The organism is Cystobacter fuscus (genome assembly GCF_044360685.1).
Taxonomy (GTDB): domain Bacteria; phylum Myxococcota; class Myxococcia; order Myxococcales; family Myxococcaceae; genus Cystobacter; species Cystobacter fuscus_C.
The window spans coordinates 4,732,469-4,745,536 of sequence record NZ_CP043491.1 but is presented as its reverse complement, the minus strand read 5'-3'; the positions used below and the strand labels follow the sequence as shown (position 1 = coordinate 4,745,536).

The 13,068-nt window shown below is 65.6% G+C and carries 7 protein-coding genes; 6 read left to right on the top strand and 1 reads right to left on the bottom strand.

Features of this window, described 5'->3' with window-relative positions:
- Nucleotides 1–136: 136 nt before the first annotated feature.
- On the top strand, nucleotides 137–1,306 hold the full coding sequence (locus F0U63_RS19535; protein ID WP_395847445.1) for an acyl-CoA dehydrogenase family protein: 1,170 nt from the start codon (nucleotides 137–139) through the stop codon (nucleotides 1,304–1,306).
- Nucleotides 1,307–1,327: 21 nt separating this feature from the next.
- On the opposite strand, the gene F0U63_RS19530 is transcribed toward F0U63_RS19535, so the two are convergent.
- Entirely contained in the window at nucleotides 1,328–3,733 is a 2,406-nt protein-coding gene (locus tag F0U63_RS19530) for a transglycosylase SLT domain-containing protein (protein ID WP_395847444.1), read from the bottom strand.
- A 104-nt stretch (nucleotides 3,734–3,837) separates the two neighbouring features.
- On the opposite strand from F0U63_RS19530, the gene F0U63_RS19525 reads away from it, so the two are divergent.
- From F0U63_RS19525 to F0U63_RS19505, 5 genes are all read left to right on the top strand, one after another.
- Complete coding sequence (locus tag F0U63_RS19525) at nucleotides 3,838–6,081, top strand: ATP-binding protein (RefSeq protein ID WP_395847443.1); 2,244 nt, start codon at nucleotides 3,838–3,840, stop codon at nucleotides 6,079–6,081.
- A 237-nt stretch (nucleotides 6,082–6,318) separates the two neighbouring features.
- A complete protein-coding gene (locus F0U63_RS19520; protein ID WP_395847442.1) occupies nucleotides 6,319–8,079 on the top strand; it encodes an SH3 domain-containing protein in 1,761 nt (586 codons plus the stop codon).
- Nucleotides 8,080–8,112: 33 nt separating this feature from the next.
- Nucleotides 8,113–8,418 (top strand): hypothetical protein, encoded by a 306-nt coding sequence (locus F0U63_RS19515; RefSeq protein WP_395847441.1) that lies wholly within the window; start codon nucleotides 8,113–8,115, stop codon nucleotides 8,416–8,418.
- A 546-nt stretch (nucleotides 8,419–8,964) separates the two neighbouring features.
- Complete coding sequence (locus tag F0U63_RS19510) at nucleotides 8,965–10,494, top strand: phosphatidylserine decarboxylase (RefSeq protein WP_395847440.1); 1,530 nt, start codon at nucleotides 8,965–8,967, stop codon at nucleotides 10,492–10,494.
- Between the two features lie 171 nt (nucleotides 10,495–10,665).
- Nucleotides 10,666–13,050: an ATP-binding protein gene (locus F0U63_RS19505; RefSeq protein ID WP_395847439.1), complete on the top strand. Its 2,385-nt coding sequence runs from the start codon at nucleotides 10,666–10,668 to the stop codon at nucleotides 13,048–13,050.
- Nucleotides 13,051–13,068: the final 18 nt, after the last annotated feature.

The window sequence follows — 13,068 nt, the reverse complement described above, 5'->3', positions numbered from 1 at the left end:
GGGATGCGGGGCCCGGTTCTTTTCCAGCGCCCCACCGGGCTGTCACGGGGCCATCACTCCCCCCGCGATACATGCTCGCTCCGAGGCCGAACGCGCCCGGCGGGTTCTTCCGCCTCATACCCACAGTGAGGAACACATGATGAATGCCGAGTCGAAGCAGGTGCTGGACGCCGCGAGGGATCTCGCTCCGGTGGTGTCATCCCGGGCGGCGGACATCGAGTCGGGGCGCCGGCTGCCGTTGGATCTGCTCGGCCAGCTCAAGCAGGCGGGCTTCTTCCGGATGTTCGTCCCCCGGAGCCATGGCGGCCTCGAGGTGGACCTGCGCACCGGCATGCAGGTCCTGGAGACCCTGGCCCGGGCGGATGGGGCCACCGGGTGGACGACGATGATCGGCTCGGAGAGCCCTCACCTCTTCTCGTTCCTGTCTCGCGAGCGCTTCGATGCCATCTACGCGAGCGGGCCGGACGTCATCATGGCCGGAGGCTTCAACGCCCAGGGGCAGGCGGTGGTGGAACCCGGCGGCTACCGCGTCACCGGGCGGTGGGGTTTCGCCAGCGGCTGCCAGCACGCGGACTGGCTGTTCGGCAACTGCGTCGTCCTGAACGAGGGCCAGACGCTCCCGCGTCCCACCGAGGGCCTGCTCCGGATGCGGGCCATGCTCCTGCCGCCCCAGGAGGTGCGCATCCTCGACACCTGGAACGTGCTTGGCCTGAGGGGAACGGGCAGCCATGACGTGGAGATGCAGGGCGTCTTCTGCCCCGAGGAGAACACCCTCGACATCTTCTCCGGCACGTCCCACCTGCCGGGCCCGGGCTTCGCCGCGCCCCTGTTGCAGTTCGCACTGCACATGGCGGCGGTGTCGCTGGGCATCGCCCAGGGCGCACTGGAGGATCTGGTGGCGATCGTCGGGACGGGCAAGCGGCGGATGTACGCCCGCGCTCCCCTCTTCGAGTCCCCCGTCTTCCAGCTCCACCTCGGCCGCGCCGACACGCGCGTGCGGGCCGCCCGGGCGCTGCTGCGCGACCTCTCCGATGAACTCTGGGCCACGAGCACGAACAACCCCGCGGCCATTCCGGCCGTGGCACCGCGCGTCTCGGCGGCCCTGGCCTGGGTGACGGAGACGGCGGCCGAGGTCGTGGGCGCGTGCTACCAGGCGGCGGGCGCCAGCGCGCTCAAGGACGGCTCGAGCCTGCAGCGGCGCTTCCGGGACCTGCACACCTTCCGGCAGCACGCGGCCGCGGCGGAAGGCTGGTTCGGCCAAGCCGGGGCCGCCCTGCTCGGGCAGCCCACGGGCTTCTGGACCTGAGCGGCCGGGGCCGCCCGCTCGCTACTTGGAGGCCTGGAGCAGGGGCGCCTTGGTGGGGCGCCCGTAGAGGAGCTGGTAGGTGTTGAACGAGCGCAGCACGCGCTTGATGTAGCCGCGCGTCTCGGCGATGGGCACCTCTTCCACCCACGCGTCCAGCGGCATGCCGGGACGATCCGCGCGCCACTTGTCCACCGCCAGGGGGCCGGCGTTGTAGCTGCCCACGGCGAACGGCGTCTGTCCGGGGAAGCGCTTGATGAGCGAGCCCAGGTAGTGCGCGCCCAGGCGGATGTTGAGCTCCGGCTCCAGGAGCGACTGCGTCGAGGGGGCCTTGAGCTTGAGCTGCCGGGCCACCGCCTTGGCCGTGGTGGGCATGAGCTGGGTGAGGCCGAGCGCCCCCGCCCACGAGAGCGCCTTCGGGTCCAACGCGCTCTCCTCGCGCATGAGGGCCTGCAACAGGTCCGGCTCCACGCCCGCCGCGGCGGTGTGCTTCTCGATGAGGTCGCGGAAGGCGTTGGGATAGGCCACCTCCCACAACGGACGCGTCTGGGGGGTGATGGGGCCGCTCAAGTCCCGGCGCAGGGCGATGCGCGCCACCGCGTGCGCCCCGCGCTCATCTCCGGACAGCGCCAGCAGGTGCACGATCAGCCGGATGTTCTCGGCCGGCAGGCTCACGCGGTTGATGGCGAGCAGCTCCGAGGACACCGCCTCGGGGAAGCCCAGGCGCAGCAGCTCCACGGCGGCGAGGAAGTGCGGATCCTTCTCCATGCCGCCCGCGTGCAGCGGCCAGGGCTCGCGCCGCTCCTGCTGGGTGAAGTCGAGCTGGGGCAGGAGGCGCCGTGCGCGCTCCGCGTCGAGCGTGCCCAGCATCGTGCGCGCCAGCAGGCCGTAGTAGGTGGCGGGGTGCTCCAGCGCGAGCGACTCGAAGAGCGCCGCGGCCTGCTCGGGCTCTTTGCGCTCCTGCAGCGTGCGTGCCCGCCAGTAGCGCGCGCGCTCCACGTCGTTCGTCTCGTCCGCCTCGGCGAAGCGCTTCTCGATCTCCTCGAGGAGGGGGATGCCCCCGTCGGCGGCCTTGCGCTCGCGGGCGATCCAGTAGTCCTTGAAGAGCGCCTCGCCCAGGTAGTCGCCCTGGGGGTAGAGCATGGCCAGCGTCTTGAGGCGCTCGGAGGCGAGCTCCAGCCGCCCCGTCTTCACGTACAGGTCGGCGGCGAAGAAGAGCGCGTCATCGGCGAAGGAGTGCTCGGGGAAGTCGCGGGCGAGCCGCTCGTACGTCTCGGGGCCGCGCACCTGATCCACGATGGAGCGCGAGGAGCCGAGCACGTAGAGCACGCGGGGCAGCAACTCCCGGTCCTGGCACTTGTCGGCCACGGGGGTGAGCGCGGCGATGGCGCTGGTGTGCTGGCGCTCCTTGCGCAGGGCCTTGCCGTAGGCGAAGTGGGCGCGGCAGGCGAGCGCGTCGGGCAGCAGGAGCTTGGGCAACAGGGGCTGGAGCAGCTCCAGGCCCTGGCGGTTGCGGTGCAGCTCGATGAGCTGCTCGGCGCGCACGACTTTCATCTCCAGGGGAGGCTGCTGGCCCTTGAGCCGGGTCTGGGCGACCTGCGCCAGGGGGGTGAGGGGGTGGCGGGCCCACAGGCGCCAGAGGAAGTCGCGCTCGCGCGCCTTGTCCTTCAGGTCCACGGCGAGGTCGGCGCTGGCCAGCAGGGCCTCGGCGCCGACGTTGCGGCCCCAGGCGGGGGCGACGAGGTTGGCCAGGGGGGCGAGCGCGGTGAGGGCGCCCTCGGCGTCCTTCGTCTTGCGCAGCACGCGGCCGAGCCCCAGGCGGGCATCGGCGTAGAGCCGGGACGACTCGGGCACCTGGGAGAGCATCTCGGCGGCCTCGGGGAAGCGGCCGAGGGCCTCCAGGGCGGTACCCGCGTGGGTGAGGCAACGGTCGCGCAGCGCGGGGTAGTCGGCGGAGAGGGCGCGCATCTCCTCGGCGGCGCGCGCGTGGTCCCCGGCGCGCACGGCGCTCAGGGCGCGCAGGTAGCGCACGGGCGGAGACTTCCCCTCCTTCTCGAGCAGCTCGCGGGCGCGGGTGTACTGGCCCTGGTCGAAAGCCGCCTTGGCCAGCGGGAGCGTGCCCTGGGCGAAGTACGGGGCGAGGTCCTCCAGGCCATAGGCGCGGCCGAGGGAGACGGGAGGGGCCAGGGGCGGCGCGGGAGGCGGCTCACCCGGGAAGGCCGGGTTGAAGACCTGCATGTAGCCCGGGGGCACGAGGGACTTCTCCGTGTCCGGGGGCGGCGAGAGCTGGGCCTCGGGGGGCGCGTTGCCGGTGAGCGACCGGGGAGGCGCGGCCGGCTCCTGGGAGGCGGACTCCGGGGGAGGAGACGCCTGGGTGAAGGCCAGCGAGGTGGCGGCGGCGACGGCGAACAGCGGCAGGAAGGCTTTCATACGGGGGAGGCCCTCGGGAGATGGACCGGGGCGACAACAGGAGACACGGGGAAGCAGGGGAAAAATTTCCGGAGCGGCATGAAGGTTAGACTCTCCACCCGCCCATGGACATCCGGACACAGAGCGCACTTCTCGCATCCATCATCGGCCTGGCGCTTGGCGTCTCCATGTTGTTGAGAGCCGCACGTCCGCGGGTGCTCACGCTCTACTCCGTCTTCGCGTTGACATTGGGGGGGTACTACCTCTCCACCTTCATCCATGACTTCTTCGCCACGGGCAACTATCCGTGGGTGACGCGGGTGGCGGTGGGCGCCACCATCCTACTGGCTTCGCTCGTTCCTGGCGCGGCCGTCGCCTTCTTCCTCGAGTTCCTCGGCGTCAGCCAGGGCACCCACCTGTTAGGCAGGCGGCTCGCCTTCCTCTCGGCGGTGTTCGGGCTGATGGTGGCGGTGTCCCCGCTGGCCCAGAAGGAGTGGGCGCGGATCGTCGTGGGCACGTGGGTGCTCGGCGCGCTGCTGGCCTCGGTGTCGTTGCTGCTGCGACGAGTGCGCACCACCGAATCGCGCATCGAGCGGCTGCGGCTGACGTACCTGGCCATTGGCGCCGGGGCGGCCATCCTCTTCAGCGTGTTGGATCAGCTCGAGCGCTACGGGCTGCCCTTCCCCACCCCGCTGGGGCCCGTCTTCACCACGCTCTACCTGTTCTTCCTCGCGCAGACGCTGTTGCGGCTGCGGCTGATGGATCTGCACGAGCTGCTGGCGAAGATCGTCTCGCAGACGCTGCTCGCCTCCATCCTGGCGGTGGTCTTCACGCTGCTGACGATGTGGGTGGACAAGAACAACACCTCGCTCTTCATCTTCAACACGGTGGTGGCGACGTTCGTGCTGCTCATCCTCCTGGAGCCCCTGAGGGCCAAGGTGGAGGAGCGCGTGGTGGCGGTCTTCTTCCGCGAGCGCTTCGAGCTGCTGCGGGTGTTGGGCAGCACGCGGGCGCGCATGGCGGGCGTCATTGAAATCTCCGAGCTGGCGCGGCTGGTGCTCGACGCGCTGCACGAGTCGGGGCGGATCACCCACGCGTCGCTGTACCTGATGGCCGAGGACCGGCCGGGCTACCGGCTGTTGGACGCGCGGGGGCCGGCGCCGGTGTCGTTCCTGGACACGGGGGCGGCGCGCGGGGTGCTGTTCGCGGTGGCGTCGGGACAGAAGGCGGTGCTGCTGGAGAACGTGGAGCGGCGCATCGCGGTGATGAGGCAGCAGGCGGTGGAGGGCAAGCGCTTCCGGGACGAGCTCAAGCGGCTGCACGACACGCGCGCGGCGCTGGTGCAGATGAAGGCGGGCATCACGGTGCCGCTGCTCGGCAATGACCGGGTCATCGGCTTCCTCAACCTGTGGGACGAGCGGGTGCCGGAAGCGTACGCCTCGGATGAAATTGCCCTGATGCTGGAGGTGGCCGAGCGGCTGGCGACGGCGCTGGAGAACTCCAAGCTGTACGAGACCATCCGCGAGAGGGATCGCCTGGCGGCGCTGGGCGAGATGGCGGCGGGCCTGGCGCATGAAATCCGCAATCCGCTGGGGGCGATCAAGGGGGCGGCGCAGTGTCTGGATCCGCGGCTGCTGCCGGGCGAGGAAGGCGAGTTCCTCGAGGTCATTGTGGAGGAGGTCAACCGGCTCAACGGGGTGGTGTCGGCGTTCCTCGACTACGCGAGGCCGCTGAAGCAGACGTTCGGGCCCACGGATCTGAACGAGGTGGTGACGCGCACGGTGCGGCTCATCCAGAACGAGCTGCCGGCGGGGCTGGAGCTGAAGGTGGAGCAGGAGGAGAACCTGCCGCGGGTGGAGGCGGACGCGGAGCAGCTCAAGCAGGTGCTCATCAACCTGGTGCAGAACGCGATGCAGGCGCTGGGCGGGGAGGCGGGAGGAGTCATCACGGTGAAGACGGTGAGGCCGGACCGCTTCAACGACTTCCGGCACGCGGGGGACTCGTTCATCGAGCTGCACGTGTCGGACACGGGCCCGGGGATACCGCCCGAGCAGCACCAGAGCATCTTCGTGCCCTTCTACACGACGAAGCAGAAGGGCACGGGGCTGGGGCTGGCGATTTCGCAGCGCATCGTGAAGAACCACGGGGGGACGCTGTCGGTGCGCAGCAAGCCGGGTGAGGGCGCCACGTTCATCATCCGCCTGCCCGCCCCTCCCCCCGAGCCCACCCAGTCCCAGGACCCGGGGCTCGCGGACGGGCCATCCCTCCCCAACGGCAGGCTCGCCGAGACTCCGCCGCCGGACGGCACGCCGACTCCACCCCGGCACGAGCGCAAGTCCAGGCGCGAGAAGAAGCGCCGGGCGGTCTGAGGCGTGGGGGCTGAAGGTCAGCAGCGTGGAGCCCCATGACAACCTTGCCATACGACTGGCGGAGGCGAGCGAGGTGGGGCGCGGCCTGACCCTGTACGTAAAGCGGAACTTCGCCAGAAAGGACGAACTTGTCATCCCTTTCTCGTGCAAGGGACGCGGGTGTCTTCGTACTGCGGGTGCCCGCATTGGAAAACCCCAGAGGGCCACGTAAGATGTGACATGTTTGGAGGATCCTTCATGGGCGACGGAAGAGCTGACGGAGCCGACCGCACGTTTGTAGGTCAAGTGGGGGTCGTCAACTGGGATGGCACCCCAGAGGTGCAATTGCGTGCTTCACGCAGTACCACAGGGGGCGTGCTCTGCACGTTGCCCTTCAGCTCGCGCGTTCAAGTGATCAACCGGTTCAACGACGGCTGGTCCCAGGTTGCTACCACCGGCGGGTTTGTAGGCTTCGTCGCCTCTTCATACATCTGGACGAAGATTCCTGAGCCGAACGCCCGGTTGCATCGCGTTGAACAAGGCACTCCGGGGACAGCCATCGCCATCTGCGAGACCTACTATGCCGACCAGATCTACTGGGGACAGGATTTACGCTTCCATGTGAATGTCCTGGGTCTGGTGAATCACAAGATCATTCCTCCAGGCACGAATGGATGGCGCACGGTTCGGTTCAATGAAAGAGATTTGATTTGGATTCCTGACCAGACTTATACCAAGTCGTTGATTGGCCTCGTTGATTCTGGCTCAATTTCGTATGACACCCTCAGCCTTCTAGCCTCACCAATAGTACGTTACACCCAGCTCTGCGAGGATTATGCGAGAGCTGTCCGTTTATCGCTGAAGTATCTGAAAAATGCTGTCCTGCGCCATGCAAGGAGGGTGTCCGTCGAGATTCTCGTGGGTCTGGCCGAGACGGTGGTCATCTCGATTGGGGTCATCGCCGCTCTTACAGCGGTAGGAGCCATCATCGGTGGAGGGGTCGGGTTCGTCCTGGGTGGTGCGACCGCGGCTCCTGGTGCGGTGATTGGCGCGGAGATCGGGTTCGAATTCGCCCTCGTCATCCTCGAGTGGTTCGGGCTGGCTATGTTGGCGGTCTGGCTCGGGAAGGCCATCGGAGAGGTGGGCAAGGAGTTCCTGAAATTCGTGATCGCGGTCTGGGATGCGCACGGTGTGGAGGCCAAGCTCGAACTGGCCGCGAAACAGTTCGCTGAAGCCATTGCGACTTTGTTGGGCGCCATTCTGGAAGCGGTGCTCATCGTGGCGGCTTCTCGGGGCGCTGGTTGGGCATCCAAGGCCTTGGGTGAAACGCGCTTCGGCCGTTCATTTGGTGAGAGCAAATTTGGAGATTGGCTGAACACTCAACTCACCGAGTACCATGAGGGCCCAGCAATCCTGTCCAGCCATTTGAAGAAGTTGGAGGCCTCCTCATCAGGGGCTCTCAAGAAAATCTCGAGCAAACTCTCGAGTGAAGAACTTGGAAATGGATTGAACAAGTACTACAGGCGTCCGCGAGAACTCCTGCTCGATTACTATCGAAAAGTGGAAATCGTCACCAGGACCAAGAAGGGCAAAGAGGCGGTGCGGGGGGAGTTCGACTGGGTTGACATGGGAGGAAAGAAATTCATTGAATACAAAGGAGCCAGAGGGCTCTCCCGCAAGACTCCGCATGGCTATGTCCAACAGACCCCCGCCCAATGGGCAGAGGGAGCGATCTTTAATAAGACCGTCACGAGAATCGAGACCTTGCTACATGAGGTGACCGCGACAAGACCAGGTCCCAATGGTTCTCCATCCGTTCCAGCACTCCATGAAATCAAGGGCATCCGGAAGATAGAATTCCGTATTGATGGAGATACCCCCGCGCTGCGTCTGGCCGTGGAAAAGCAATTGGCCGCACTCCGTGGCAGATACCCGGACTGGACCTTCCAGGCCCGTTTCGGCCTCAAGCTCCTCCTTCCGCCTTTTCCTGTCACCGGCGGGGATGAATCGCGGAATTGATCACTGCGCGGGGACTAACGAATGTCCGTAGCCATGCTCATCAAGTTCAAAGCGCAGGACCAGAGGAGTCTCTATCTTCCCATGGCTACGGAAGGAACGTACAGCCGTGAATGGGTGTCCGTGGCCAGGAAACTCGGCCTGCCCTGGCTGCCTCTCTTTCAGACGGGAATCAAGGTGGAGGTCGCGGATCTGCCCGCAGTCATGGATGAACTCCGGCAACTCCGCGCGGCGTTGGTCGACAACCCCGGAAGCACTCCAGTCGTTGAGCGCATCGACTCCATCATCGAGGCCTTGAGCGAGGTGGAGCCCGCTGAGATCGCTGAGATCTTCATTGGATGACAGCGGGGTAGGTGTCAGGACTCGTTCTCGGAGAGGGTGTCAAAGAACTCGAGCGACGCGACTTGGCACAACCCGCGGCGGAAGGAGAAAGGCCCGAGAGGGTGTCAAAGAACTCGATCCTCGGGATCGGCCCATTCCTCCGCGAAGCGTCCCCTCCCCCACCGCCTGCTCCTCGCTTCCCCGTTTGCTCCAGCGCTTCGTCCAGTTGAACCACCGGAACACCCGCCGCGCCGACCCCAACAACTGCGGTAGACACGTGAGGCCCAGCCGCTCGGCGCGCCTCTCCACCAGCCCCTCTTTCACCCATGCGCCTGTCCGGGCTGTAGCCCCAAAGCCTTCTCAGGAGCAGATGCGTCAGACCGGGCACAAGGGAAGCGCCACCTGGGCAGCCGGGATCGCTGGAACTGCACGATGATGCAGTTCACATCCGAGGAATGATGCGGATCACAGCGCCCCCTCGGCTTGGGTTGCACTCTGCTTCCACCAGGGCGCCACCGGGCGGTCCCTGGTGAACGAGTCCACCCCATCGCACCTCGAGGAAAGAACATGAGCAGCCGTTTCCGCCGTCAGGCCTCCTCCGCTGATAAGGGCTCCACGCCCGTCCATACGCGGCGCGTGGCCACCGCACAGGATCTGCGCCGCGCCCTGGATCGCACCCGGAGCGCCGCACAGCCGGCCCTCACCTTCCTCAGCTTCGAGCGGAACGAGCACTCCGAGCGGAACGAGGGTCCGCCGCAGGCGCCGATCTTCCTGAAGGACCTTCCACCGGAGGGCACCGTCTACAAGCCCCAGCAGCCGGCAACCAAGAAGCTCAAGCTGCTCATCGACGAGCACTACTACCGGGAGGCGTTCGAGAGCGCCATCCGGACGGTGAGCAAGAAGCGCATCCCGGAGCTCGACGCCATCAAGACGCTGGACCAGTTCTATTACTACGTGGACTCGCTGGTGACGTGGATTCCGGAGATCCGCGTCTGGGACTGGAACGGCGAGCAGCTGCACGAGCGCACGGTGTACCTGCGCATCACGCAGTTCTATTACTACTTCAACCAGCGCGAACTCGAGGCGCTGCAGAGCCCGGTGGCGCCGGGGACAGGCGCCAGGCTCTCGCCCATCTCCGCCTGGCTGCGCGACTTCGCCGTGGAGTGGGGCTCGTTCCTCGATGCGGCGGAGTCCAAGAAGTACCTCGAGAGCTTCAAGTACGCGCCCGAGTACAGCTGGCAGGACTACGAGAAGGAGCCGCAGCAGTACGCGACGTTCAACGAGTTCTTCGCGCGCAAGTTCAAGAACATCGACGTGCAGCGGCCAGTGGCCTCCGCCGCGGACGACCGGGTGATCGTGTTCCCCGCCGAGTCCACCTTCGTGGGCCAGTGGGCGGTGAGCACGCCGGTCGGCGAGCCGCTGCCGGCACCGGCCTCGATCGTCGTCAAACACATCGAGTGGTCCATCGCCGAGCTACTCCAGGACAGCAAGCACGCGGAGGACTTCCAGGGCGGGCTCTTCACCCACAGCTTCCTGAACACGTACGACTACCACCGGCAGCACACGCCGCTGGCGGGCCGGGTGCTCGAGGCCAAATTCATCCCGGGGCAGGTGTACCTGGAGGTCAACCTGGCGGACGATGGCAAGGACGCGAACGGGGACCTCGCGCGGGCCGTCATCCCGCAGCGCTACCTGGACGCCAATGACCCGACCGGATACCAGTTCGTGCAGTGCCGCGGCCTACTGGTGCTCGAGACCGCGATCGGCAAGGTGGCGGTCCTTCCGATGGGCATGGCGCAGGTCTCCTCGGTGGTGTTCGTCACCCCCCATGCCGAGGGTCAAAAGCCCATCGTCCTGTCGCCCGAGGAGAAGAAGGGGTGCACCTACCAGGAGCAGGTGGAGCTCCTGAACAAGAAGCTCCATGACTCCCTGGTGGGCAAGCACTTCAGCAAGGGCGAGATGTTTTCGTTCTTCCAGTTTGGCGGCTCGGATTGCGTGATGGTTTTCGAGCGCAAGGCCAACGTGAACGTGACCGCCACCGTGGGCGTGCACTACCCCATCCGCAGCCAGTTCGGGGTGTCGAACATCAACCGGTAGACGTCCCGGTGTTCGCGGGAGCCGCCCGGCGGTAGGGCGGCCTCCGCGGAGACTCCACCAGCCGGTCAACGGGCTCCGCTCGGGTTCAGCGCCTTCGGCCCTGGGCGCGCAGGGCAGTGAACTCCAGGTCGTGCTAGCATCATGCCACCAGTGGCGGGGGAGCATGTACGAATGGCCATTCTCGACAACAAGCACCCTGCCCCACCCCGCTCGGTCCTGCAATTCATCTGGGGCGCCTATCTCCGGAGCGCGCTTGTCCCCATTCTCCTCATCGAGTTGGTGCTCATCGCCGCATATATCATCACCAACGAGGTGACGCGGGAGCAGAACCTCGCCACCCTGGAGCGGTTGGCGACAGAGCAGTTGATGACCACTGCTCAGCAACAGGCCGCTCTCATCGGCCAACAACTCGCCCTTGCGGCTCGGGGCGTGGACGTACTTCGCAGACAGGCCCAGCGAGCCTTGCGCACGCCGTATGTTCCCGATGCGGCGGAGCGGGCTCGCTATGCCTTATCTCCAGAAGGAGCGCTCTACACCACGCAAGGCCTGCCGGGTCGGGCCGCAATGCTTTACTCCAACCGAGTCCGGATCGGCGAAGCGGAGCAAGCACGCGCCTTGCAGTTCTCACAGATCGATCCCGTCTTGGCGGCCCTGCAGGACGATCAATCACTCACGGTTCAGAGCTATGTCCTGACACGGGACTCCATGATTCGTGTCTATCCTTACTTTGACATCCTGAAGCGTCTCCCGCCTGACATGGACGTCACGCGCCACAACTTCTTCTATGAGGCGGACGCCAACCACAACCCACACCACCAGATCGTTTGGACGGACGTCTACCTGGATCCAGCCGGGCGTGGTTGGGTGGCTTCGGTGCTGGCCCCAGTGTACCAGGAAGGCGGATCCCTCCCGGAAGCGGTGGCCGGTATGGACATCACCGTAGAGCGATTCATCGCGCAGGTTCGCGAACTGCACATTCCCTGGAATGGCTATGGGGTGCTGGTGGATAAGCATGGGACCCTTCTCGCCCTGCCCTCCCGGGGTGAGCAGGAATTGGGGTTGAAGGAGCTCACCCACACCACCTACGAGGACATCGTCAAACAAGATACCTTCAAGCCTGATGCCTTCAACCTGCTCAAGCGCGCCGACCATCACTCGTTCGGCGCGAAGATCATGTTCGACGAGCAGGGACAGGACACAGTGGTGTTGTCAGGCCAGCGCAAACAGGTGGCTTGGTCCACCGTGGAGGGCACGGGGTGGAAGTTGTTGATCCTGGTGGACCAAGCCCAGGTCTTCGCCAAGGCCAATGACCTGAACTCCCGGTTCAATCGCATTGGCCTGAGCATGCTTGCTGCCCTGGTGGCCTTCTACCTGCTCTTCTTCACCTGGCTGTACCGCAAGGTTCGACGGCTGAGTGTCTCGCTGGCCGATCCGTTGCTGGATTTGGAGGCGATGATGCAGCGAATCGCCCAGAAGCAGTACGTCCAGCCAGTTCCCACCTACCCCATCGCCGAGCTCCAGCACACGGGTGAGGGGTTGGTGCAGATGGGCAAGAGCTTGGAGCAGAGCAATCGGTCCCTCGAGGAAGCCCAGCGCAGCCTGGAACAACTCAACCTGGAGCTGGAGGAGCGCATCCGCCTCCGAACGGGCGAATTGCAGGAGGCCAACAGGGCCCTCCATCGGGAAATCGCCGCCAAGCAGGCACTCATCCATGAGATGCTGCGCATACAGGCGCAGATGATCCAGTCAGAAAAGCTGGCCTCGCTAGGACAACTCGTCGCGGGTATTGCCCATGAGATAAGGAACCCTCTGAACTTCATCAACAACATGGCAGAGGTGGTGCTCGAGCGCGCCACTGAACTAGGGCAGAACTTGGCAACCATCCCCGAGGCTTGCTCAAGCCCGATCCAAGAGAGCATCGAGGATCTCAAGCAAAGCGCGGCCATTATCGATCAGCACGGCAGGCGAGCCAGTCGCATCATCCAGAGCATGATGGAGCATGCCCGGGGCGGGGCGGGTACCTTCCATGCTATCGACGTGAATAGGCTCGTGGAGCAAGCCCTTCGGGTGTCATATCTGAGGGGGCTCGGCCACGAGTCGGGGCGTCAGGTGGCCCTCGAGCGTGAACTGGATCCGAAAGCGGGCCAGATCCAGGTGTCTCCCGAGGAACTGGTCCGGGTGCTGGAGAACCTCCTCCAGAATGCCCGCTTTGCAGTTCTCGAGAGGCAACGCATCTCGACCGCCACCTACACTCCCACCATCCGGATTCGTACCTCCTGCGCCAGCGACAAGGTGATGATCGTGGTGGAAGACAACGGGAGTGGGATTCCTCGAGAGATCCTTCCCCGTATCTTCGAGCCGTTCTTCACGACGAAGCCTCCAGGCGAGGGCAACATCGGCCTGGGGTTGTCGCTGAGCCATGACATCATCGTGAAGATGCACGGAGGGCAGTTGACCGTGGAGAGCGAGCCTGACAGGTACACACGCTTCACGATCAGCTTGCCGAAGGACCCCTCCGTTGGCACTGCCTCCGGAAGGGTGTCAGACGATTTGTAGGAGACGAGGTGTCGGAAC

What these genes read in the sequence shown, in the direction of transcription:
- F0U63_RS19510 (WP_395847440.1), top strand. Translation starts at nt 8,965, where the DNA reads ATGAGCAGCCGTTTCCGCCGTCAGGCCTCCTCCGCTGATAAGGGCTCC.
- F0U63_RS19530 (WP_395847444.1), bottom strand. Translation starts at nt 3,733, where the DNA reads ATGAAAGCCTTCCTGCCGCTGTTCGCCGTCGCCGCCGCCACCTCGCTG.
- F0U63_RS19520 (WP_395847442.1), top strand. Translation starts at nt 6,319, where the DNA reads ATGGGCGACGGAAGAGCTGACGGAGCCGACCGCACGTTTGTAGGTCAA.
- F0U63_RS19515 (WP_395847441.1), top strand. Translation starts at nt 8,113, where the DNA reads ATGCTCATCAAGTTCAAAGCGCAGGACCAGAGGAGTCTCTATCTTCCC.
- F0U63_RS19505 (WP_395847439.1), top strand. Translation starts at nt 10,666, where the DNA reads ATGGCCATTCTCGACAACAAGCACCCTGCCCCACCCCGCTCGGTCCTG.
- F0U63_RS19535 (WP_395847445.1), top strand. Translation starts at nt 137, where the DNA reads ATGATGAATGCCGAGTCGAAGCAGGTGCTGGACGCCGCGAGGGATCTC.
- F0U63_RS19525 (WP_395847443.1), top strand. Translation starts at nt 3,838, where the DNA reads ATGGACATCCGGACACAGAGCGCACTTCTCGCATCCATCATCGGCCTG.